Here is a 22940-nt window from a genome sequence, read left to right as displayed (position 1 = left end):
GGGCGGCTCCCGTGGATTACGGGCCCGCCGTGTGCGGGGCATGTGACAATCGCCGAGCAAACCTTCGGCGCGGTTGGGATGGCAGACATGGAGCTCTCGGGTATTCGGATCATCGACGCACACATCCACCAGTGGGACCCGTTCACCACACCGCGAGATTTCAGCGCCTTGGCGAAACTGTTCCGGCTGCTGCCGGTCCCGGTGGACGCGGCAAAGCGCCTCGCACCGCGGCGCGACCGTGAGTTCGTCGGAGATCCGGTCGCCTACCTGCGGCCCTACCTCCCGTTCGACTACCGCGCCGACGCGGGCAACGCGCCCATCGAGGTGGTCGCGCACATCGAAGTCGAATGGTCGCAGCGGGGACCGCTGGGGAAGGCCGGGGAAACCGCCTGGGTGGCCGGGCTGCCACTGGAGGCGGCCCCGCGGCTCGGCGCGATCCTCGCGGGCGGCGACCCGGCCGACCCGGCGTTCGCGGAGCTGCTCGACGCGCACGCGGCCGCGTCACCGCTGCTGCGCGGTGTCCGCACCATGGTCGCCCACCATCCCGATCCCGGCGTGCGATCGTTCACCGACGCGCCCGGCAAGCTCACCACCAAGGAATTCCTGGACGGCTTCGCGCGGCTGGCCGAGCGCGGCCTCTCGTTCGAAGCGTGGGTGTACTCGCACGCCATTCCCGACGTCACGGCGCTGGCCGAACGCTATCCCGAGGTGCCGATCGTGCTGAACCACCTCGGCACCCCCGCGGGGATCTTCGGCGCGGTCGGCAAACACACCGGTACCAATCCCGGCCTGCGCAGGCAGCTGCTGGTGCGGTGGCGCGACGATCTCGCCGAACTGGCCGCGCGCCCGAACGTGGTCGCGAAGGTGAGCGGGCTGATGATGCCGATCCTGGGCCACCCGATCCCGCCGCGGGGCACGCCGACACCCGTGGGGGATCTGCTCGACCGGATCGGCCCGCTGGTCGAGCACGCGCTGGACGTCTTCGGCGCGGACCGTCTCATCTGGGGCTCGAACTTCCCCGTGGACAAGCCGGTCACCAGCATCGGCAACAGCATCGAGGCGATCGCGACCGCCGTCACCGGCCACGGCGGCGGAAGGACGGAATTGGAGCAGGTCTTCCGGACCACCGCGCAGCGCGTCTACCGGATCGCGGACTGAACCAGGACCCGGCGCCCGGGACGGTCGATCATGTCGGTGCCGGTGGTTACCATCGGCCGCGTGAAAGCTACCGGCACCTTCTCTGTGAGCAATTTCGTCCCGACCGAGGTGGTGCCCGATCCCACCATCGCTACCGCGTTGCCGGTCGGCGTCGCCCTCATCACCAAGCAGTTCGCCGGCGCGATCGACGGCCGCTCCTCCACGATCTTCACCGCCGCGTTCGACCAGGCCACGGGCGTGGGAAGCTACACGGCGATGGAGTCGTTCGAGGGCGCGCTCGACGGTGTCGCGGGGACCTTCAACTTCCTGCACGTCGCGAGCACCAGCGGCACGGACCGCACGAACGAGTTCTGCGTGATCGTCCCGCACAGCGGCACCGGTGACCTCGCCGGCATCACGGGCACGGGCGGAATCGGCGTGGACGCCGACGGCACGCACCACATCTGGTTCGACTACGACCTGGGTTGAGCCGCCCGGGCGAGCTGCGCGGTGAGCGTCCCGCGCGCGGTCGCCAGGGACGGCCCGTACCAGGTGAGGGCCCGGCCCTCCACCAGCGCGACCGGGATATCCGGAAACGCCTCGGGCCCATCGTCTTCGGTGAAGACATACGGCTCGTCGGGCAGCACCGCGAGGTCGACGCCCACGGTCAGCTCGGCCTCGGTGAGACGCGGGTAGCGATCGGGCCGATCGGCATGCACCAGCCGCAGGCCCAGACGGTGCGCGATATCTCCGGTGAACGTGTTGCGGCCGACCACCATCCACGGATCGCGCCAGACCGGAATGACGGCGGCCCGGGCCGGTTCCGGCGGCGGTGGCGCCCAGGCGGATTCGGCTTCGGCCAGCCATGCCGGAACACCGGCGCCGAGCACCTCCACGCAGAGCCGGGTGAGCGAGACCATGGCCTCGTCGACCGTCTCCACCTCGGTGACCCACACCGCGACCCCGGCCGCGCGCAGCCGCTCGACATCGATGCGGCGGTTCTCCTCTTTGTTGCACAGCACCAGGTCCGGGGCGAGTTCGATGATGCGCCGCACGTCCGGGTTCTTGGTCCCGCGGACCCGTTCGACCGCCAGATCGGCGGGGTGCGTGCACCATTGCGTGGCGGCGACCAGGACTTCCGGGCAGGTGTGCGCCACCGCCTCGGTCAGCGACGGAACGAGCGACACCACCCGGCGCGGGGGTGTGCGGAGGTCCACGGGGGTACCGAGGTCGTCGCGAGGCAACCCGCACGCTGGGCTCTTCCCTGCCACACGGTCAGCCTATAACAGGAGATCTACGCTGCTCGGCGCTCTTTTCCGGCTGGAAGAGGCCGGGTGCGACCGTTGAGCAAGTTCGGCGCAAGGGCAGCGTCCGGGCGTCACTGGGGCAGTTCCGTGCCGAGTTCCGCTGCGCGAGACTGGATAGCGGCACCCGGTGTCGGGAAGTCTCCGGTCCCTTCGCTCCGCCGGTATCGATCCCGCCCCGACAGACCGGCGGTAACCGACAGCCCCGACGCTGGGTGCCCACCAACGTCAGCGGTCGAACAGCCGATAGAGCGCGGTGAGTTCACGCAGGCCGGTCGCGGCGGTCGTCTCCTCGGCCGAGGTCATCCGCAGCGCCTTGCGCAGCAGCATCGGATCCAGATCCTCCGAGGCCGGGCGGAATTCGACGGCGGGCAGGTCCGGCAGTGGAGTGTGCTCACCGTAGGGGTCATCGGAAGCAGGCGGTCGCGGCTCGCGTTCGATGCCGCCGATCAGGGTGTCCAGGTCGAGCCCGCGGAGGGTCAGGATCTCGCGCGGGTGTTCGTCGAGCCGCTCGGCCAGCAGGTAGCAGACCGCGGCCACGTGCTTGCACGGCCAGCCCGGGTCCGGGCAAGTGCAGGTGAAATCCAGCTCCGCAGCGGTGCTCGGCAGCAGCACCGGTCCCAGCCCGCTCGGCAACGCTCCCGAGGCGATCTCGGCGAGCATGCCCGGGGCCGAGCGGATGGTCTCGATGAGTTCCTCGAGTTCATCCTCGCGCAACGGGCGCACGGTGAACACCGCGGTGAAGGGTCGCGGTTGGCTGCCCTGCACTTCCGCCGTCACCGCCCCCGGCTCGATCCGGTAGTTCACCACCTGACCGGACCTGGCGTAATTTCGGCCGCGCGCCAGCCGGCCGGGCTCCGCCATCCGCTCCACCGATTCCACCAGCGCCTTGCCCCACCAGGTGCGCCCGAAGCCGCCGCGCCTGCTGCGAGCTTCCACGCCACCGCGCACCGGCAGCTTCTTGCCGTACTCCGAGTAGTCGACGAAAGGACTCATTCGCCCACCGCCGCCGCGCCGAGGGTGAACAGGTCGCGCAGTTCGTCGGTGCTCAGCTCGGTGATCCAGTTCTCGCCCGCGCCCACGGCCAGGTCGGCGAGTTGCCGCTTGCCGTTGATCATCTCGTCGATCCGCTCCTCGATCGTGTCCACGCAGACCAGCTTGCGCACCTGCACATTGCGCCGCTGGCCGATCCGGAAGGCGCGGTCGGTGGCCTGGTTCTCCACCGCGGGATTCCACCAGCGGTCCAGGTGCACCACGTGATTGGCGGCGGTGAGGTTGAGCCCGGTGCCGCCGGCTTTGAGCGACAGCAGCATCAGCGGCGGGCCCTCCGGCGCCTGGAATCCGGTGACCATCGCGTCGCGCTTCTTCTTCGGCACGCCGCCGTGCAGGAACGGGATCGCGGTGCCGAACCGTTCGGCCAGGTAGGGCGCGACCAGTTCGCCGAATTCCCGGAATTGCGTGAACAGCAGCGCCTTCTCGCCGTCGGCCAGCACCGCGTCCACGACGTCCTCGACGAGGGCGAGTTTGCCGGAACGGTGCGCGCCGCGGTGCAGCACACCCGACCCGTCGCCCAGGAAATGCGCCGGATGGTTGCACACCTGCTTGAGCCGGGTGAGCGCACCGAGCACGGCGCCTTTGCGCGCCATGCCCTTGGCGTCCTTGATCTTGGCCATCATGTCGTCCACGACCGCCTGGTACAGGGCGGCCTGCTCGACGGTGAGGTTGGCCCGAACGGTCATCTCGAGCTTCTCCGGCAGGTCGCTGATCACCGTCGGGTCGGTCTTCACCCGGCGCAGCACGAACGGCTGGGTGAGCCAGCGCAGGCGGCTGATCGCGTTCTGGTCGCGTTCGCGTTCGATGGGCACCGCGAAGCGGGCGCGGAACGACTGGGCGCTGCCGAGCACCTTCGGCATCGCGAAATCCATGATGGAGCGCAGTTCTTCCAACCGGTTCTCCACCGGAGTGCCGGTCAGCGCCAGCCGATGCCGCGCCGGCAGCGACCGCGCCGCCCGCGCCTGTCGCGTTCCCGCGTTCTTGATGTGCTGCGCTTCGTCCAAGACCACGCGGTCCCAATCCTGCCTGCCGAGTTCCTCGGCGTCGCGCGCGAGCAGCGCGTAGGTGGTGACTACCAGATCCGCGGCGGCGACCGTCTCGTCGAGGTCGGCGCCTGCCCGCCGTCCCGCGCCGTGGTGCACCCACACCCGCAGGTCGGGCGCGAACCGTTCCGCCTCGCGCTGCCAGTTGCCGACCACCGACATCGGGCACACCAGCAAGGTCGGGCCGGGCCGCTCCGGCTCGGAGGCGGTCTCGCGCTCGTGGACCAGCAGGGCGAGCACCTGGACCGTCTTGCCCAGGCCCATATCGTCGGCCAGGATCGCGCCGCACCCCATCCTGCTCATGGTGGCCAGCCAGGCCAGGCCGCGTTCCTGGTAGGGGCGCAGCTGGGCCTTCAGCCCGACGGGCGGGGCGAGGGCTTCGGGCTCGCGCGTGCGATCGAGCAGGTCCTCCACCCATCCCGAGGCCGTGACCTCGGTGATCGGCACCTGCGGCACCCGGGAGACCGCGATCTCGCCGAGCATGTCCGCGAAGGTGACCGGAGAGTCGTCGGCATGCGCGGCGACATACCGGGCCGCGGCGGCCAGCGCTTTGTGATCGGCTTGCACCCACTGGCCGCGCAGCTGGACCAGATCGGACTTGCCGCGCACCAGGCGTTCCATCTCGGCCCGGGTCAGCACCATGTCGCCCAGCGCCAACTCCCAGCGGTAGGACACCAGGCCGCGCAGACCGACCGTGCTCTGCGCGGCGGGCACCGCGCTGTCCACCCGCAGCCGCATGCTCGGCTCCGCGACACTCCAGGCGCGCGGCAGCAGCAACCGCACCCCCGCGGCGTGCAGGGCGTTCGCACCGTGCGCGACCAGATCGAGCACCACTTCGGTGGGCAACAGCAGATCCATGCTGCGCGGATCGCTCGGCAGATCACGCAATCTCGGATACGCGCGCTTGGCCGCCCCGAGCTTGTCCCCCGCGATCCGCACCAGACTCGGATCTTCGTGCAGCGGGATCGTTCTGGGCGCCTCACCGGTCAGGCGCAGGCAGACCTCCAGCCGCCACAGCGCCACCGACTCGTCGGCGAGGCCGAGTTCACCGTCCGGTTCCAGCAGCCGCAGCACCAGTTCCGGCTCGTCGCCGGTCAGGCTGGCCCGCCAGCGCTCCAGCACCTCGGCGACCTGATAGCTGCCGTTGTCCAGCGGAGTGTCGCCGACCAAGGCGGCCACCAGGGGATGCGGCGAGTCCGGCGGATCGGCCAGTGACCGGGCGATCGGATCGGTGAGTTCGGTGACCATGTCGTCGAGCAGCGCGGCCGGACGCCCGGCCACCCGCAGCGCCTCTGGCATGGCGACCGCCAGTTCGGCCAGCCAGGCCCGTTGCCGCTCCCCGCCGACCAGCCGCCAGCGCACCCACCACTGGCCGTCCTCCCTGCGCAGATCCGGCACGACACGCCCGGCGCGCACCCAGCGTTCGATGCCACGGGCGACGTGCGCGAGGTAACGCAGATCCCCGGACACCAGCTCGACGGGCAGCCGCTGCCGGAGGGCCTGCGCCGCCGCGACCGGGGCCAGCGCGTGCGCCCGGACCCGCTCGGTACCGGCGACGCCGTTCGCGACCACCAGGACCTCGGCACGGTGCCGGAACTTCGACGCCCGCAGCACGCGGCCCAGCGGATCGGGAAGCTCCGCGGATGTCGCGGCGACCGGTGCGTCGTGCCAGAGCAGCAACCCGGATCCCGGCGACCACAGTCCGTGCAGCATCACCCCATCAAAGCAGGCGGCTCCGACACGGCCGCGCACACCGCGGCCCGAGCGTTGTGGATTTCTGCGCGATACCGGAACATACTGGGATATCCGCAGGTCATCGCAGAATAATCGCAGCTCGGCGTCAACGAAGCGGAGGAAGCAGCATGACGATTCTGCTCCAGGTTCTCGAGCAGAGCTTCACACCGACGACCGCGTGGGAACGGCGCAAATTCACCTTCGTGCATGCCGACAAGATCGTCGGCATGCGGCTGGACGGGCAGTGCGGCGTGTGGCTGGACCTGTCGCGCCCCGGCGAATCCCAGCGGCTGGCCCGCACCGCCGACCCGCGCGAGGCGATCACGTTCCTGCTCACCACCTTCGCCAAGCTCGCCGAATGCGAGGAGCGCGGCGGCTCGTGGGTGATCGGGCACGACGGAACGCATATCGAGTCGATCGCGGCCACCCGGTTCCCGCCGCGAGCCAGCGAGGTCACCGACGACGACCTCCTGGCGCGCGCCTGGCTGTAGGGGCCTTTACAGCGGCGGGTCAGCTACCTGTCGCTACCGGCCGTTTCGGATCGTTCGACCACTGCGACCACGACCCGGGATACAACGCCGCCTCCACACCCACGATGGCGAGCGCCGCCACCTGGTGCGCCGCTGTGACGCCGGAACCGCAGTACACGGCCACCGGCCCGGATCCGAACCCGGCGAAACGGTCGCGCAGTTCCGGTACCGCGCGGAAGCGTCCCTCGGCGTCGAGATTGTCGGCGGTCGGGGCGCTGAGCGCACCGGGGATGTGCCCGGCGCGGGGGTCGATCGGCTCCACGTCACCGCGGAAGCGCTCGCTCGCGCGGGCATCCAGCAGGACGCCCTTCCAGCGAGCGGCCGCGTCGGCGTCGATCACGGGCAGGTGGCCGGGGCTCAATTCGACATCTCCGGGCTCCGGGTCGGGCTCGGCGCCGGTCGCGACGGGGCCGCCCGCGTCCACCCAGGCGGGCAGCCCGCCGTCGAGGATGCGCACGTCCGCTACTCCCGCCCAGCGCAGCAGCCACCAGGCGCGTGCGGCGGCCATGCCGCCGGTGGCGTCGTAGACGACCACCGGATCGCCCTGGCGCAGACCCCAGCTGCGCGCGCACTTCTCCAGCTGCGCGAGATCCGGCAGCGGATGCCTGCCGCGCGCCGGCGACGGCGGCGCGGCCAGTTCGGTCTCCAGGTCGACGAACACCGCACCGGGGATGTGACCGTCGAGATAGTGCTGCGGGCCGTCCGGGTCGCCCAGTGCCCATCGGACATCCAGCAGCCGAAGCCGCTTGTCCGCCAAGGCTTCCCGAAGCTTTCCCGGTGAGATCAGTACCGCGCTCAACTCAGCTCCTCGTCCCGAATGACGTCCTCGCGCACCGACTCCCCCACCCTACGCACCGGATGTGCCGATGTCGCCGTACTCTCGCCGCGCGTGCCACCGGCCGGTCCAAGTCAGTCCAGTTTCGCGGCACTGGCAGGCGACACACCCTCGTGACCAGCGGCAATATCCGACCGATGTCGAACGTTTCCGCCGAAGTCACCGCGACACCGGCGCCCGAGCGGCCGTCGGCCGGACCGGCGCCGGCGATCGGCGCGGGCATGGTGACCGCGCTGGTCGGTTTCACCAGCTCGTTCGCCGTGGTGCTGAGCGGGTTGACCGCGGTGGGCGCGAGCCCCGCGCAAGCCGCGTCCGGCCTGCTCGCGCTGTGCGTCACGCTGGCGATCGGCATGATGGCCCTGAGCTACCGCTACCGGATGCCGATCACGCTGGCCTGGTCCACGCCGGGCGCGGCGCTGCTGGCCGGGGCGGGCGCGGTGGAAGGTGGCTGGCCCGCCGCGATCGGGGCGTTCGTGCTGGCGGGAGCGCTGATCGTGGTCACCGGACGGTGGCAGCGGCTGGGCGGGCTGGTCGCGGCGATCCCCGTGGAGATAGCGCAGGCCATGCTGGCCGGGGTGCTGCTGCCGCTGTGCCTGGCTCCGGTCCGGGCGGTGCAGACGAGTCCGGCGGTGGTGGCGCCGGTGATCCTGGTCTGGCTCGTGTTGCAACGGTATGCCCAGCGGTGGGCCGTGATCGCCGCCTTCGTGACCGCCGCGGCCGGAGCCGCGATCAGCATCGTGGCCGGGCACCGGCACCTCGACGTCGGCGCGATGGCGCCGCGGCTGGAACTGACGCTGCCGCACTGGAGCTGGCAGGCGCTGATCGGCGTCGCGATCCCGCTCTACATCGTCACCATGGCGTCGCAGAACATCCCGGGCACCGCGGTGCTGGCCTCGTTCGACTACCGGGTGCCCTGGCGCGCGGCGATGACCGTCACCGGACTCGGCACCGTCATCGGTGCGCCCGCGGGCGGGCACGCGATCAATCTCGCCGCCATCAGCGCCGCGCTCTCGGCGGCCCCCGCGGCGCATCCGGACCCGAAGCGGCGCTGGATCGCCGCGTTCACCGCGGGCGCGTCGTATCTGCTGCTCGCGCTGGGCTCGGCCGCGCTGGTCACGCTGATCGCGACCGCTCCGGCGGGCACGCTGGAGACCGTCGCCGGTCTCGCGCTGCTGGCGACCCTGGCCGCGGCGCTCGGGGCGGCACTGCGCTCCGAGCACCGCGAGGCGGGCGTCGTGACGTTCCTGATCGCCGCCTCCGGGGTCGGCTTCGCCAGCATCGGCGCCGCCTTCTGGGCGTTGCTCGCGGGGTTGATCGTGCGAAAGGTGCTGCGCTAGGGCGCGCTACTCGGTGAGGGCGGCCTGGAAGCGGCGCATTCCGTCGAGCCAGCGATCGTAGTCGGAACCCTTGTGGCGGTACATCTTCAGCACCTCGGGATGCGGGAGGATCAGGAAGCGCTCGTCGGCCACCCCGGCGAGCACGATCTCGGCGACCTCCTCCGGGGACAGCACCGCGCCCGCGCTGGTGACGGCCTTCACCGCGAGTTCCGCCTCGGCGGCGTGCTCCGGCGGAACGAGGCCGCCGTGCAGCAGCCGCGTGTCCACGCCCATCGGGCACACGCAGCTCACCCTGACCCCGCGGTCGCCGTAGGTGACCGAAAGCCATTCCGCGAAACCGACGGCCGCGTGCTTGGACACCGCGTAGGGCGCCGATCCGAGCTGGGTGAGCAATCCCGCAGCCGACGCCGTGGCGACGAAGTAGCCGCCGCCCCGCGCCAGCCATCCGGGCACCAGCAGCCGCGCGGCGCGCACGTGGGCCATGACGTTGACCTCCAGCGCCGCCGCCCACTGCCCGTCGGTGCTGTCCAGCCCCGCACCTCCGCCGATGCCCGCGTTCGCGAAATACACGTCGACCGGGCCGAACTCCGCTTCGGCGCGATCGATCAGAGTGCGGATCACCGTCTCATCCGTCACATCCCCGCCGACCGCGACCGCGCCGGCCCCGAGAGACTCCGCGACCCGCACCGCACTCGCCTCGTCGAGGTCGGCGAGCACCACGCGCGCACCGGCGGCGACGAGCCGGGCGGCCAACGCCGCCCCGATCCCCGCGCCCGCCCCCGTGACAATGGCAACTTTGCCCGAAATCTCCATTCCCGCACCCTAGCGGGACGTCATCGGCTCCCCGCCGGGAATCCGGCGGCCAACCTGGTACAGCTGCGGATGCGCGGTGGCGAAGGACGACTCGGCGGCAAGACGCTGCCGACACCGGACGCTCGGCAGACCTCGATCATTCGAGGGTGAGCGTCTCAGCTCGAATTCGCCAGGCGGTCCAGCAGCGGAGCGGTGCGCGGGCCCACCAGTTCGCGCATCACCAGCGCCATATTGGTCCGCTCGACGCCGGGGATCTTGAGGATCTGCCCGGCGATGCGATACAAGTCGTCGGCGTCCCTGGCGACCACCCGCACGGTGAGATCGGTGAGCCCGGTCATGCCGCACACCTCGGTCACCTCGGGCACCTCGGCGAGTTCGTCCACCACGGAGTCGAGGCGGTGCTGGTCGACGACGACCGCGACGAACGCCGCCAGCGGATAGCCGAGCGCGCGCGGCTCGACGCGCCGCTCGAAGCTGCCCAGCACGCCCCCGGCCTCCCAGCGGGACAACCGGGCCTGCACTGTGTTGCGGGACAGGCCGAGCCGCGTGGCCAGCTCCACGCCCGTCGCCCGGGGGTTGGCGACCAGTTCCAGTAACAGCCTGGCGTCGGTGGCGTCCAGGCTCACGCCGGCGTTTTCTCTGGTCATACCACGCAGTATGACATCCGGCCGCCGGTCGCAATTGAGCATTCTGCTCATCGACCGGTCGGCCACTTGCGCAGTTCGCATTCCGGGGGATGCTGTGAGGTAGGACACATCATCGATGTGGCGACCACCTGGTGAGGAGGCGAACGCCATGCCGGGCAAGCCCGAGTTTCCGGTGCAGTTGGTGCAGCCGGACGGCCGCCGCGTCCTCGATCGCGAGCACGCGGCGCTGGTCGCCGACGTCGGGACCGACGAGTTGCGGGCGCTGTACGAGGACATGGTGGTCGCCCGCCGGATCGACGTCGAGGCCACCACGCTGCAACGCCAAGGCCAGCTCGGCCTGTGGGCGCCCATGCTCGGACAGGAGGCCGCCCAGGTCGGCTCCGCGCACGCGCTGCGTCCCGACGACTACGTCTTCTCCAGCTATCGGGAGACGGCGGTGGCCTACTGCCGAGGCGTGCCGCCCACCGATCTCACCCGCCTGTGGCGCGGCGTATCCCACCATTGCTGGGATCCGCACGCGGTGAACATGACCAACCCCAATATCGTGGTCGGCTCCCAGGGCCTGCACGCGACCGGTTACGCGTTCGCGGCGCACCTGGACGGCGCCGAGATAGCCACCATCGCCTACTTCGGCGACGGCGCCAGCAGCCAGGGCGATTTGGCCGAAGCGCTCGGCTTCGCCGCGACCTGGAGCGCGCCCGTCGTGTTCTTCTGCCAGAACAACCAGTGGGCGATCAGTGCCCCGGTGCGGGTGCAGAGCGCGACGCCGATCGCCCGCCGCGCCTACGGCTACGGCATGCCGGGCAGGCAGGTCGACGGCAACGACGTGCTCGCCGTACTCGCCGTCACCAGGCAGGCGGTGGCCAGGGCGCGCTCCGGCGGCGGCCCGTCGTTCATCGAGGCGCTCACCTACCGGATGGGTCCGCACACCACGGCAGACGATCCCACCCGGTACCGCTCGGCCGCCGAGACCGAGCAGTGGGCGCGGCGCGATCCGATCGACCGGATGCGCAGGCTGCTCGAGCGCGAGGGCCACTGGGACGACGCGTTCGCGAGCCGGGTCGCCGAGCGGTCGGACGCGGTGGCCCGAGCGGTGCGCGCCGCGACAATCGACACACCCGATCCCGCGCCGAGCGAGCTGTTCGAGCACGTCTACACCACCCCGCATCCGCTGATCACCGAACAGCGGAGGGCGTACACGGAGTACCTGGCCGGCGATCCCGGCGGGGCCTCCGCACGAGGAGAAGGAGTCCCGCGATGATCACCACCTTCGCCGCCGCGCTCAACACCGGCTTGCGCCGCGCGCTGGAGGACGATCCGAAAGTCTTGCTGATGGGCGAGGACATCGGCCGCCTCGGCGGGGTGTTCCGGGTGACCGACACGTTGCAGAAGGACTTCGGCGACAACCGCGTCATCGATACGCCGCTGGCCGAATCCGGCATCATCGGAACGGCTTTCGGCATGGCGCTGCGCGGATACCGGCCGGTGTGCGAGATCCAGTTCGACGGTTTCGTCTATCCCGCCTTCGATCAGATCGTCTCGCACGTCGCCAAGATCAACTATCGAACGCAGGGAAAAGTCCACGCTCCCTTGACGATTCGCATCCCGTTCGGCGGCGGCATCGGTTCGGTGGAGCACCACTCCGAATCACCAGAGGCCTATTTCGCGCATACCGCCGGGTTGCGCGTGGTGACCCCGAGCAACCCGGCCGACGCGTACGCGATGATCCGCCGGGCGATCGCACTGGACGATCCGGTGATCTTCTTCGAGCCCAAGCGCAGGTACTGGGACAAGGCCGACGTCGACTTCGCCGCGCTCGACCGCGACGGCGGCCTGCCGCTGGATCGCGCGCGCGTGTGCGCCACGGGATCGGACGCGACCGTCGTCGCCTACGGCGGGACCGTGGCCACCGCGCTGTCGGCCGCGGGAATCGCCGCGCGGGAGGGCCACTCGCTCGAGGTGATCGACCTGCGCAGCCTGTCGCCGATCGACTTCGACACCATCGAGGAGTCGGTCGCGAAGACCGGGCGGCTGATCGTCACGCACGAGGCGCCGGTATTCGCGGGGCTCGGCGCCGAGATCGCCGCGCGGATCACCGAACGCTGCTTCTACCACCTGGAAGCGCCCGTACTGCGCGTGGGCGGATTCGACATCCCCTACCCCCCGGCTAAGCTCGAGAAGCACCATCTGCCCGATCCCGACCGCATTCTCGACGCGGTCGACCGCTCCCTCGCCGCGTGAGGCGGGGTTCGCCGTAGTGAGAGGTGCCGCGTGGAAAACCCTGCCCGCCAAGACCTTCCGTCGTCCGTGCTGGAGTTCCGGCTGCCGGACCTCGGCGAAGGCCTGGCCGACGCCGAACTGGTGTCGTGGGCGGTGGCCGTGGGTGACATCGTCGAGTTGAACCAGCCGATCGCCGACGTGGAGACGGCCAAGGCGGTCGTCTCGTTGCCGTCGCCGTTCGCCGGCCGGGTGGTCGAATTGCTGGCGCGGCCGGGCGACACCGTCGCGGTCGGCGCGCCGCTCATTCGCGTGCGGGCAGCCGGGGCGGACGACGCGGCGAGCGACACGGGCCGCACTTCCGTCCTGGTCGGCTACGGCCCCGAAGCGGAGGCGACGTCACGGCGGCGCCCCGTCGAGCCGCCCTCGCACAGCGTTTCACCGCCCGGCGAGGCGGACGCCGAGCCGCGACCGGGTAACGCGGCAGCGACACCCGCCGCGCGAAAGCTGGCGCGCGAACTCGGCTTGGATCTGTGGTTCATCGCGGGCTCCGGGCCGGGCGGCGCGGTCACCGTCGAGGACGTGCGCGGCGCGGTGCCCGTCTCACAGCCGCATCCGGCCGCACCGCCCACCGTGCCCGGCGCGGACAGCGCGGCGGTCCGCCCGCCCGTGCGCGAGGAACGCACTCCGATCAGCGGCATTCGCAAGCGCACCGCGGCGGCGATGTCGAACAGCGCGCGCACCATTCCGCAGGCCGCCGCGTTCGTCACCGTCGACTGCACCGCCTCGATGGAACTCCTCGATCATCTGCGCAGCACAAAATCCTTCGCGGGCCTGACCTTGACGCCGCTGGCGCTGGTCGCCAAGGCGGCACTGGCCGCGCTCGCGGACTTTCCCGGTATGAACGTCTGCTGGGACGAGGCCGCTCAGGAGATCGTCACCAAGCACTACGTCAACCTGGGCATCGCGGTGGCCACCGAGCGCGGCCTGCTGGTCCCGAACCTCAAAGAGGCGCAAACGCTGAGCCTGCGCGACCTGGCCCGCGAGATCGCCTGGCTGGCCGAGACCGCACGCGCGGGCGGCGCGACGACCGCCGAACTGCGCGGCGGCACGTTCACCATCACCAACATCGGCGTCTTCGGCGTGGACACCGGCGTCCCGCTGGTCAACCCGGGCGAGTCCGCGATCCTGTGTCTCGGTTCGATCCGCAAGCAGCCGTGGGTCGTACGCGACGAGATCGCGATCAGGTGGGTGACCACCCTCGGCGTCGGCTTCGACCATCGCATGATCGACGGCGAGCAGGCGGCCCGCTTCCTGGCCACCACCGCGGGATTCCTGGAGGACCCGCTCACCCTGCTCGGCCGGGCGTGACCCGGCGTTCAGTCGGTGACGAGCGCCTTCGCGGCGGTGCGGATGACCTCTGGGATCTCGACCGGTTTGCGGGTCTCGGCGTCCACATAGACGTGCACGAAGACACCGGTGGCGGACAGTTCCAGCCCGCCGTCGGCCTCCCGGAAGATGGCCAGATCGTAGGTGATGCTGGAGCGGCCGAGCCGGGAGATGCGCAAGCCGACCTGCAACTGGTCCGGGAAGCTGATCGAGCCTTGGTACGAGCAGGAAGTCTGCGCCACCACGCCGAGCGCGGGCAGTTCGCGGATGTCGGTTCCGGTGGCGTGCATCAACCACGCGTTGACCGCGGTGTCGAAGTACGAGTAGTAGGTCACGTTGTTCACGTGCCCGTAGTGGTCGTTGTCGGCCCACCGGGTCGGCACCGGCCAGAGCACCGGATACTGCTGCGTCACCCGGCCGACGATAGCTCAGTGGGACTGAGCGGTATCCATCGCGCCGCGTGCGGGGCCCTACGTGGCTACACGCGCTCCCTCCTCCGGGCCCGACCGCACGCGACTGTGCCGGTGGTCGCGCGGAGAGACGCCGAAGTGCCGTTTGAACGCCGTGCTCAGCGCGAAGGCGCTGCCGTACCCGACCTGACGGGCGATGGCCTCGATAGTGGCGTCCGACGCCTGGAGCAGGTCGGCGGCCAGTGCCAGCCGCCATTCGGTGAGGAACGCCATCGGCGGCTCGCCCACCAGATCGGTGAACCGGCGCGCCAGCGCGGCCCGCGACACACCCACCGCCTCGGCCAGGCCCGCGACCGTCCAGCCGTGCGCCGGATTGTGCTGGAGCAGGCGCAGGGCCTTGCCGACCAGCGGGTCGCCGTAGGCGTGGTACCAGGCGGGAGCGTCGTTGCGGGCGAACCAGGCGCGCAGCGCGGCGATCAGCACCAGGTCCAGCAGGCGGTCCAGCACCGCGCTCTGCGCGGGCTCGTCCTTGGTCACCTCGTCGACCAGGATGTCCAGCACCCGGCTGTCGAACTCACCGCGCCGCAACACCAGCACCGACGGGAGCGCGCGCAGCAGCCGCTGGCCGGCCGCGCCCGCGGACTCGTAGGTTCCGGTGACCATCAGGGTCGCCCCGTCCGGGTCGGTCCCCCACTGCCGAACACCCAGGCTGAGTGTCTCGCAGAGGATCTCACCCTGCGGTGTCTTCGTCACCTGACCGGGATGGATGACGATCTGCGGTTCGGTCGCCGGGTCGTCGGCCACGGTGTACGGGGCGGGCCCGCGGAAGATCGCGACGTCGCCCGCGCTCAGCTGCCGCGGCTCGCCCTCGTCGGTGACGATCCACGCCTTGCCGCGGATCATCGACAACACGGTCAGCGGGGCCTCGTCCTGGATGCGCAGCGACCACGGCGGATTCAGCAGAGAACACATCAGGAACGCGCCGCGGGCGCGGGGGCCTTCGAGCAGACTTGCGAGCGCATCCACCCGTCCAGAGTAGACGATGGCGCATGATTTTTAGCTGCCCAACCAAGATCCGTCTCTGCCTCGACGGCGTACTCGAGCGGTGGCGGGAGAGCGCCATCTGCGGAAATCCGGAATGTCACAGCCGCTCGAGACGTTGACAATGTAAACAGGCCCGCTCGCGGACGTGACGCGCAGAGCCGAGCGTCACGCACGGTCGCACGACCAGGTCAACGGCGCCCTGGGCCGCCGCCGCGGGCGGGGCTGGCCAGATCGGACGATCCGTCGGTACCGTCGAAATGGTGTTGAGCCCGACGGTCGATCGTCCGATCCGCGTCGCGCGCGCCGCGGTGTTCACGGTCTTCGCGTTGAACGGCTTCTTGCTCGCCATGTGGGTCGTGCACATTCCGGTCATCACCGACCGCACGGGCGTCTCGAAATCCATGCTGGGCATGTTCATCCTGCTGATGTCCGGTGCGGGCATCGCCGGAATGCGGCTGGCGGGTCCGCTCGCCGATCGGTTCGGCAGCAGGACGCTGGTCGGCGCGGCCGCGTGCATCGCGTCGGTGGCGGTGATCGGCCCCGGCCTCGCCACCGGACCGTTCACCTTGGCACTCGCCCTGGCCTGTTTCGGTTTCGGCAACGGCGCGCTGGACGTGTCGATGAATACCCAAGCGGTGCTGGTGGAACGGGCCTACCGGCGTCCGATCATGGCCGCTTTCCACGCGCTGTTCTCCGGCGGCGGCCTGTTCGGTTCACTGCTCGGAGCCGCCACACTGCGGGCTGGATGGGATATCAGGGTGACGCTGGTCCTCGCCGCGGCTAGTTGCGTCGCGCTGACCCTCACGCTGGTGCCGCGGTTGCTGCGCGAAACCAAGTCGGGCGCGGAGGCGGCGACGCTCCACGGCGTCGCGTCCGTGCGCGCGACCGACCTCGACGAGACATCGCCGGACCACGGCGCGACATCGTATGCGACCGCGTCGTCCCGGCACGACGTCATGGCGTCGGATCAGCCCGGCCACGACCGGATGACGCGCGATCACGTGACGACGCCCCTCGACGCCCGTGATCGCGGCCGAAAGGTGTTCGCGCTGGCCGCGATCGCTTTCGCACTGTTGCTGGCCGAAGGGGTGGCCGCCGACTGGAGCGCCTTGCAGCTGCGCGAGCATCTGCACGCGGACGCGGCGACCGCGGCGCTCGCCTTCGGAGCCTTCTCCACCACGATGACGATCGGGCGTTTCGGCGCCGACCGGGTCAGCCACGCCTTCGGCCGGGTCGCGGTGGTGCGGTACGGCTCGCTCGTCGCGGCCGCAGGCCTGGCGGTGATAGTCGTCTCGCCGTGGATTCCGCTGACACTGCTGGGCTGGACCATGGCCGGGCTCGGACTCGCGGGCGGGATTCCGCAGATCTTCACCGCGGCGGGGAATCTCGGCTCCGCCAGGGCCGCTACCGACATGTCGCGGGTATTCAGCATCGGTTATCTCGGACTGCTCGCCGGTCCCACGGTCATCGGCTGGCTCACCGCCGTGATGTCACTGACCACGGCGATGGTCGTGCCGATGATCGCGATCCTGCTCTGCTGCCGGTACGCGAGCGTCGTCGCCACGCCGCGGGCCGACTGACCGGATCAACGATCCATCGTCAGCTCGACCATCGGCACCTCGTCGATGCCCGCACCCGTGGCTTCCTCGACTATCCGGCCGAGACTCCGGTATGCCCGCGGATGGTCGCGCCGATAGCCCTCGAGGACGGCGGCGGACTCGTCCGGGCTCAGCACCCTGGCCAGGGCCGGGGCTCTGAAGCGCACGCCGATACTCACGTGACAGCGCGGATCGGCGGCGAGATTGCGCAACCACTGCGCCTGTGTGCCGAAGCCGGAAGCGATCACCACGCGGTCGCGGCTCGGCCGCGCCACCGTCTCCAGCACCACATAGCGTGGACGGCCCGAGCTGCGGCCGATGTGCTCCAGCAGCAGGAGCCGCCCGCCGAACAGGAAGCCGAGCCGGGCGCGGAACATCGAGATCGGCGCACGCACGAACCATCTGGTCCGCAGCAACCGCGCGCCGACGCTCGTCATCGTTCCAGGCTAGCCGCGCACTACTTGGGCGGCACCAGGCACAGGGTGATCGGCTCCGGCTTGGGGTAGACGATCGTGTCGTTCTCGGTCGCCTTCGCCCCGCACGCGGATTTGTCCGCGGTGCCGCGCACGATCCGGCCGATCTTGAAGTCCGCCGTCGACCCACAGGCCACCTTGGTGCTGGCGCCGAGGAAACCGCCGTCGATGCAGTCGCCCTCCTTGACGTTCAGCCGCAGGCACAGCGTGTATTCGTTGCTGCCGGTCTGGTAGTAGCTGGCGTAGTCCTTGGTGGCGCAGTCCGCGTTCGCGCCGTCGAGCCGTTGCGCCACCACGTAATTGGCTTCGGCATCGGAGCATTCCTTGGTTTCGAACTCCGCTTTGACGGTCGTGCCCGACAGTTTCGCGCACTGACCGATATCGATCTTCTCGCCGTCCGACCGGAACACGGTGCGACCGCCGATGACCAGCAGGCCGATCACCACGACGACACCCAGCACGGCGAGGATCTTGCCCACTCCGCCACCGCCGCTCCGGTTCTGCTGAGGTGGCGGTCCCGGCGGCGGGAAACCCCCACCGGGGTAGCCCGGCTGCTGCGGGAACCCTCCCTGTGGCGGGTAGCCCGGCTGGCCGGGGTAGCCGGGCTGGGGCTGCGGCTGACCGGGATAGCCCTGCTGCCCTGGAAAGCCCTGCGGCGCACCGGCAGGCGGTTGCTGCGGGTAGCCGGGCTGGCCTGGCGGTGGATAGCCGGGCTGCCCTGGCTGCGGATGGTTCGGTGGTGTTGTCATGGATCCCCTCCCCGGGTCTCGCGTGGTTCCGTGCGCACAGGCGACGGGCGAACCCATGGAATCTAGCTGATCACCGCGAGCCCCGCCGGACCGGTGAACCGCCGCAACGGCTTCGGCGCACGCCGGTTCTCACAGATACAGTCCCGGATTGACCGCATCCCGCGCGACGGCATCGATCCTGGCCTCGCCGTCGCGCACCGCCACGAGCTCGGCCAAGGTCGCGCCGTCCGGATAAGCGCCTGCCTCGCGCCGCTGCTCCCGGTCCAGCCAGGCCGCCGCCTCCGCGCCGGACAGCCGTCCGATCTCGATCCGCGCCAGGCACCGGCCCGGCCGCGTCACCGCCGGGTGCAGGCGCGACAGGTCCTCGTTGGTGGTGATGGCGACGAGCACGTCCCGGCCCTGGCCGAGCATGCCGTCGGTCAGGTTCAACAGCCGCGAGAGTCCCTGCCCGGCCGCCTCCTTGGCTTCGCCACGGATCAGCTCGTCGCAGTCCTCCAGGACCAGCATCCGCCAGCGGGGCGCGCCCTCGTCGGCATTGTCGACGCCCGCGGCCACGTCCATCAGGTAGCCGGGCTTACCGAACATCACCTCGGGATCGAGCACGCAATCGAATTGGCACCAGGCTCCCCAGGCACGCGCCAGCGCGCGCAGCGCCGTTGTCTTCCCCGTTCCGGGAGGTCCGTGCAGCAGCACCAGGCGGCCGCGGACGTCGGCGGCGGTGAGCGACATCAGGCGATCCATCGCGGTGGCGACCTCGCCCGTGTAGTTACCCCGGATCGACGACCACTCGGGCGCCGAGATCGAGCGCGCACGCCGCTGCGGGCCGTGGGTGTGCATGTGCCAGAAGCCCATCTCCACGCTGTCGCCCACCTCCGGCGGCGCCGCCGCGTCCCGGATGGCCTCGGCGAGCAGTTCGTCCGCGAGCGTCTCGCTGACGGCGGTGACCTCGACCATCGCCGAACCGCCCGACCAGCGCACCGACCGCAGCGACCAGCCGGGGCCCACCACCAGCGTCGCCCCGCTGTCGTTGTCGCGCACCGTACGCACCACGCGGCCGCGGCCGGGACGCAGCGGCGCTTCCGGTCGCACCCGCTCCAGATGCGCGGTGCGCGCGCACGGCTGATCGCCGCGCAGGAACGGACCGAGCGCGAGGGCATCGATCGCGTCGCGGATCGAGTACGTGGAATCGACTACGACGGTCCACGGCAGCCGCTCGGCGGGATCGGCCGAGGGCTCTCCGGGACCGATCAACCGAAGAGGCTCATGACGTGCGGACACCCGGAGAATGATCCGGGCGGCCTGCCGCGATGTCCATCGAATTACGAAAGCGCCCCTCCACCGAAGGTGAAGGGGCGCTTCGCGAGAACCTCCGGCCTACAGCGCCTTCAGTTCCTCGGTGACCGCTCCGACGGACTTCTTGGCGTCGCCGAACAGCATGGAGGTGTGGTCGGCATAGAACAGCGGGTTGTCAATACCGGCGAAACCACTGTTCATCGACCGCTTGAGCACGATGACGCTCTTGGCCTGGTCGACGTTGAGCACGGGCATGCCGTAGATCGGGCTGGAGGCGTCCTCGCGGGCCGCGGGGTTGGTGACGTCGTTGGCGCCGATCACCAGGGCGACATCGGTGCGATTGAATTCGCCGTTGATGTCGTCCATTTCCTTGAGCGCGTCATAGGACACCTCGGCCTCGGCCAGCAGCACGTTCATGTGACCGGGCATCCGACCGGCGACCGGATGGATGGCGTATTTGACCTCCACCCCCTTGGCCTCCAGCAGCGAAGCCATCTCCTTGACCGCATGCTGTGCCTGCGCCACCGCCATACCGTAACCGGGTACCACGATCACCTGATTGGCGTACGCCATCTGGATCGCGGCATCCGCGGCGGAAGTGGCCTTGGCCTGCTTCTGCTCACCACCCGCACCACCGGGCGCTGTCCCGCCGCCACCGAAGCCGCCCGCGACGATCGCCGGGATGGACCGGTTCATCGCCTTGGCCATCAGGTTGGTCAGGATGGTGCCGGACGCGCCGACGATCATGCCCGCGACGATCATCGCGGTGTTGTTCAACGCCAGACCCGCCGCGGCGGCCGACAATCCGGTCAGCGCGTTGAGCAGCGAGATGACCACCGGCATGTCCGCGCCGCCGATCGGCAGCACCACCATCAACCCGAGCACACCCGCTGCCACCAGCACCGCGATCATCCACAGCTGCGACACACCGTCACCCGTGGCGCCGACGCCGATCACCACCGCCGCGGCGACCGCGCCGAGCAGCAGCAGCAGGTTCAACGGTTGCTGCAATCTGCCGATCCCGATCGGGCGGCCGGGCAGGATCTCCTGCAACTTCCCGAACGCGATCAGCGAACCCCAGAACGACACCGAGCCGATGATCGCCGCGAACAGCGACCCGATCACGATGTGCACGGTCGGTTCCTCGTCGAAGTGCGAGAAACCCTGGGAGTTGATGAATTCCGACCACGCGATCAACGCGACCGTGCCACCGCCGACACCGTTGAACGCGGCTACCAGCTGCGGCATCGCGGTCATCTTGGTGTACTTCGCGGGCGGCACGCCCAGCACGACACCGACCACCAGACCGGCGACGATGAGAATCCAGTTGTCGGTGTGCCGGATCGAGATCAGCGTCGCGACCACCGCCAGCGCCATGCCCACCGCGGCGATCAAGTTGCCGCGCACCGCGGTCTTCGGGCCGGTCAAGCCCATCAAACCGTAGATGAACATGCCGAAGGCAATGATGTAGAGACCGTTCACCAGATAGGTGACGTTGTCGAAGGTGTGCATCACTCACCCGCCTTCGCCGAGTTCCCAGCCGCGGCCGGTGCTTTTTTGCCCTTGAACATCCCCAACATCCGGTCGGTCACAACGAAACCACCGATCACGTTCAGGGTTCCGAATACCACGGCGACGAACAGGATGATCTGGGTCAGGATCGAGGGATCCTGCACGTTACCCAAGGTGACCAGCGCGCCCAGCACCACGATGCCGTGAATAGCGTTGGTGCCCGACATCAACGGCGTGTGCAGCGTGTTCGGGACCTTGGAGATCACGGCGAAACCGACGAACCCGGACAGCACCAGGATCGCGATATTCGCCAGCAATTCGGTATACATCAGTTCTCCACCTTCGCCTCGGTCGTCTCCGACACAGCCGCTGCCTCGGCGGGCTCCGCTGCCCCCGTCGCCTCGGCAGGCGTCTCGGGCGCGTCCGGCTCACGCGTGACGCAGGAATCCGCCAGCACCTGGTCGCTGAAGTCGGGCGCGAGCTTGCCGTCGACCAGCATCAGCTCCAGCAGCGCCGCGATGTTCTTCGAGTACAGCTCCGAGGCGTGCTCGGGCATGGTGGCGGGCAGGTTCAACGGCGAGGCGATGGTCACCTCGTGCTTGACGACCGTCTGTCCGGGCTCGGTCAACTCGCAGTTGCCGCCGGTCTCCCCGGCCAGATCGACGATCACGCTACCGGGCTTCATGCCCTCGACCGCGGCGGCCGTCACCAAGCGCGGCGCGGGACGCCCCGGCACCAGCGCGGTGGTGATCACCACGTCGAAGCCCTTGATCGCGTCCTCCAAAGCCCGCTGCTGCTCGGCCTTCTCCTCGTCGGTGAGTTCGCGGGCGTATCCGCCCTCACCAGCGGCGTCGATCCCCAGATCCAGCCACTGCGCACCGACCGACCGCACCTGATCGGCGACCTCGGGCCGCACGTCGTACCCGGTGGTCCGGCCACCGAGGCGCTTCGCGGTCGCCAGCGCCTGCAAACCCGCCACGCCCACACCCAGCACCAGCACGGTCGCGGGCTTCACTGTGCCTGCGGCAGTGGTCAACATCGGGAAGAACCGAGTCGACTCCGACGCCGCCAGCAACACCGCCTTGTACCCCGCCACATTCGCCTGCGAGGACAACGCGTCCATCACCTGCGCGCGCGAGATCCGCGGAATCGCCTCCACCGCGAACGCTTGCACCCCCGCCGACTTCAGCGCGCCGATCTGATTCTCGGCGTTGCGCGGCGCGAGGAAACCGATCAGCGTCTGCCCCGACGACAGCTTGCCCACCTCGGCGTCACTGGGCGGGGCGACCTTCACCACCACATCCGCCGACCAGGGATCACCGATCGTCGCGCCCGCCTCCACATACGCTTCGTCGGGAATGAGCGCGCCCTGTCCGGCCCCGGACTCGACGACGACCTCCACGCCCTGCTTCACCAGGCTGGGGATGATCTTCGGCACCAATGCGACACGTCGCTCGCCCGCGTTCGATTCGCGAACGACACCGACACGCGCGCCGCGCGGCGATGGATCGCCTACGCTCTGCGTTGTCTCCACTTGTCAGACTTCCTTCTCTTACCGAGCTTCAGGCAACGGGTAGACGACCGGACGATGTTACCGTCGAGTAAGTTCGCCCAAATCCTCGCAACTGTACCCGGCCCGCCGTGAGCGTAGCTGAGATGCCCGTCACACACGCCGGGCGATTCGCGCCGGTGCGCCGGGGGTTCCCCGGTCGCCACGGAGCGAGCCGTCTTCCATCGAAGCCGTGGTCCACCGTTTTTCCTTCTCGCTCTGTGATCGTGGTCGCCGCAGGTGAACACGGCAAGACCGTACGTAAAAGTCTGT

22 protein-coding genes are annotated in these 22940 nt (G+C 69.9%); 8 read left to right on the top strand and 14 right to left on the bottom strand.

Features of this window, described 5'->3' with window-relative positions; genetic code table 11:
• Positions 1–87: 87 nt before the first annotated feature.
• Together ABZ803_RS32085 and ABZ803_RS32080 are read left to right on the top strand one after the other, a co-directional pair.
• The gene (locus tag ABZ803_RS32085; protein WP_357045100.1) at positions 88–1158 is read left to right on the top strand and encodes an amidohydrolase family protein; all 1071 of its coding nucleotides are present in this window, start codon (positions 88–90) and stop codon (positions 1156–1158) included.
• A 60-nt stretch (positions 1159–1218) separates the two neighbouring features.
• The gene (locus ABZ803_RS32080) at positions 1219–1626 is read left to right on the top strand and encodes a DUF3224 domain-containing protein (protein ID WP_357045098.1); all 408 of its coding nucleotides are present in this window, start codon (positions 1219–1221) and stop codon (positions 1624–1626) included.
• Here ABZ803_RS32080 and ABZ803_RS32075 read toward each other — a convergent pair.
• The 3 genes from ABZ803_RS32075 to ABZ803_RS32065 form a co-directional block, all read right to left on the bottom strand.
• Complete coding sequence (locus ABZ803_RS32075) at positions 1611–2408, bottom strand: helical backbone metal receptor (RefSeq protein WP_357045097.1); 798 nt, start codon at positions 2406–2408, stop codon at positions 1611–1613. The genes ABZ803_RS32080 and ABZ803_RS32075 overlap by 16 nt on opposite strands.
• Before the next feature lie 261 nt (positions 2409–2669).
• Complete coding sequence (locus ABZ803_RS32070; RefSeq protein ID WP_357045095.1) at positions 2670–3437, bottom strand: SWIM zinc finger family protein; 768 nt, start codon at positions 3435–3437, stop codon at positions 2670–2672.
• Positions 3434–6250 carry a DEAD/DEAH box helicase gene (locus tag ABZ803_RS32065; RefSeq protein ID WP_357045093.1) on the bottom strand — a complete coding sequence of 939 codons (2817 nt, stop codon included), beginning with the start codon at positions 6248–6250 and terminating at the stop codon, positions 3434–3436. The genes ABZ803_RS32070 and ABZ803_RS32065 overlap by 4 nt, the downstream gene beginning before the upstream one ends.
• Positions 6251–6399: 149 nt before the next feature.
• Between ABZ803_RS32065 and ABZ803_RS32060 the strand changes: the two genes are divergently transcribed.
• Complete coding sequence (locus ABZ803_RS32060) at positions 6400–6762, top strand: hypothetical protein (RefSeq protein ID WP_040865109.1); 363 nt, start codon at positions 6400–6402, stop codon at positions 6760–6762.
• A 19-nt stretch (positions 6763–6781) separates the two neighbouring features.
• Here ABZ803_RS32060 and ABZ803_RS32055 read toward each other — a convergent pair whose 3' ends face one another.
• Positions 6782–7588 carry a sulfurtransferase gene (locus ABZ803_RS32055; protein WP_357045176.1) on the bottom strand — a complete coding sequence of 269 codons (807 nt, stop codon included), beginning with the start codon at positions 7586–7588 and terminating at the stop codon, positions 6782–6784.
• A 185-nt stretch (positions 7589–7773) separates the two neighbouring features.
• Between ABZ803_RS32055 and ABZ803_RS32050 the strand changes: the two genes are divergently transcribed.
• The gene (locus ABZ803_RS32050) at positions 7774–8973 is read left to right on the top strand and encodes a benzoate/H(+) symporter BenE family transporter (RefSeq protein ID WP_357045090.1); all 1200 of its coding nucleotides are present in this window, start codon (positions 7774–7776) and stop codon (positions 8971–8973) included.
• A gap of 6 nt (positions 8974–8979) precedes the next feature.
• Here ABZ803_RS32050 and ABZ803_RS32045 read toward each other — a convergent pair whose 3' ends face one another.
• Both ABZ803_RS32045 and ABZ803_RS32040 read right to left on the bottom strand, forming a co-directional pair.
• Positions 8980–9786: an SDR family oxidoreductase gene (locus ABZ803_RS32045; protein ID WP_357045088.1), complete on the bottom strand. Its 807-nt coding sequence runs from the start codon at positions 9784–9786 to the stop codon at positions 8980–8982.
• Between the two features lie 155 nt (positions 9787–9941).
• Positions 9942–10433 (bottom strand): Lrp/AsnC family transcriptional regulator, encoded by a 492-nt coding sequence (locus ABZ803_RS32040; RefSeq protein ID WP_357045086.1) that lies wholly within the window; start codon positions 10431–10433, stop codon positions 9942–9944.
• A 148-nt stretch (positions 10434–10581) separates the two neighbouring features.
• On the opposite strand from ABZ803_RS32040, the gene pdhA reads away from it, so the two are divergent.
• From pdhA to ABZ803_RS32025, 3 genes are read left to right on the top strand one after another with little or no spacing between them, the layout of a single operon-like run.
• Positions 10582–11694: a pyruvate dehydrogenase (acetyl-transferring) E1 component subunit alpha gene (gene pdhA, locus ABZ803_RS32035; RefSeq protein ID WP_357045175.1), complete on the top strand. Its 1113-nt coding sequence runs from the start codon at positions 10582–10584 to the stop codon at positions 11692–11694.
• Positions 11691–12674: an alpha-ketoacid dehydrogenase subunit beta gene (locus tag ABZ803_RS32030; RefSeq protein WP_040865105.1), complete on the top strand. Its 984-nt coding sequence runs from the start codon at positions 11691–11693 to the stop codon at positions 12672–12674. The genes pdhA and ABZ803_RS32030 overlap by 4 nt, the downstream gene beginning before the upstream one ends.
• Before the next feature lie 30 nt (positions 12675–12704).
• Complete coding sequence (locus ABZ803_RS32025; RefSeq protein WP_357045084.1) at positions 12705–14021, top strand: dihydrolipoamide acetyltransferase family protein; 1317 nt, start codon at positions 12705–12707, stop codon at positions 14019–14021.
• Positions 14022–14029: 8 nt separating this feature from the next.
• On the opposite strand, the gene ABZ803_RS32020 is transcribed toward ABZ803_RS32025, so the two are convergent.
• Both ABZ803_RS32020 and ABZ803_RS32015 read right to left on the bottom strand, forming a co-directional pair.
• Positions 14030–14452, bottom strand: a complete 423-nt coding sequence (locus ABZ803_RS32020) for a thioesterase family protein (protein ID WP_357045082.1) — start codon at positions 14450–14452, stop codon at positions 14030–14032.
• Positions 14453–14509: 57 nt separating this feature from the next.
• The gene (locus tag ABZ803_RS32015) at positions 14510–15475 is read right to left on the bottom strand and encodes an AraC family transcriptional regulator (RefSeq protein ID WP_357045080.1); all 966 of its coding nucleotides are present in this window, start codon (positions 15473–15475) and stop codon (positions 14510–14512) included.
• Between the two features lie 275 nt (positions 15476–15750).
• Here ABZ803_RS32015 and ABZ803_RS32010 point away from each other — a divergent pair, with 275 nt between their 5' ends.
• Positions 15751–17073, top strand: a complete 1323-nt coding sequence (locus ABZ803_RS32010) for an MFS transporter (RefSeq protein ID WP_357045078.1) — start codon at positions 15751–15753, stop codon at positions 17071–17073.
• 5 nt (positions 17074–17078) lie between these two features.
• On the opposite strand, the gene ABZ803_RS32005 is transcribed toward ABZ803_RS32010, so the two are convergent.
• The 6 genes from ABZ803_RS32005 to ABZ803_RS31980 form a co-directional block, all read right to left on the bottom strand.
• On the bottom strand, positions 17079–17528 hold the full coding sequence (locus tag ABZ803_RS32005) for a nitroreductase family deazaflavin-dependent oxidoreductase (protein WP_357045076.1): 450 nt from the start codon (positions 17526–17528) through the stop codon (positions 17079–17081).
• Between the two features lie 20 nt (positions 17529–17548).
• Positions 17549–18313, bottom strand: a complete 765-nt coding sequence (locus ABZ803_RS32000) for a hypothetical protein (protein ID WP_174554914.1) — start codon at positions 18311–18313, stop codon at positions 17549–17551.
• A 129-nt stretch (positions 18314–18442) separates the two neighbouring features.
• Complete coding sequence (locus ABZ803_RS31995) at positions 18443–19564, bottom strand: DUF5925 domain-containing protein (RefSeq protein ID WP_357045074.1); 1122 nt, start codon at positions 19562–19564, stop codon at positions 18443–18445.
• Between the two features lie 123 nt (positions 19565–19687).
• Positions 19688–21118 (bottom strand): NAD(P)(+) transhydrogenase (Re/Si-specific) subunit beta, encoded by a 1431-nt coding sequence (locus tag ABZ803_RS31990; protein WP_357045072.1) that lies wholly within the window; start codon positions 21116–21118, stop codon positions 19688–19690.
• Complete coding sequence (locus ABZ803_RS31985) at positions 21118–21447, bottom strand: NAD(P) transhydrogenase subunit alpha (protein WP_357045070.1); 330 nt, start codon at positions 21445–21447, stop codon at positions 21118–21120. The genes ABZ803_RS31990 and ABZ803_RS31985 overlap by 1 nt, the downstream gene beginning before the upstream one ends.
• Positions 21447–22652 carry a Re/Si-specific NAD(P)(+) transhydrogenase subunit alpha gene (locus tag ABZ803_RS31980; RefSeq protein WP_357045068.1) on the bottom strand — a complete coding sequence of 402 codons (1206 nt, stop codon included), beginning with the start codon at positions 22650–22652 and terminating at the stop codon, positions 21447–21449. The genes ABZ803_RS31985 and ABZ803_RS31980 overlap by 1 nt, the downstream gene beginning before the upstream one ends.
• Between the last annotated feature and the right edge of the window lie 288 nt (positions 22653–22940).

This window comes from Nocardia sp. NPDC047648 (assembly GCF_040642815.1).
Classification (GTDB): Bacteria; Actinomycetota; Actinomycetes; order Mycobacteriales; family Mycobacteriaceae; genus Nocardia; species Nocardia gamkensis.
The sequence above is the reverse complement of the archived record's forward strand: the minus strand, read 5'-3'. Positions and strand labels throughout refer to the sequence as shown.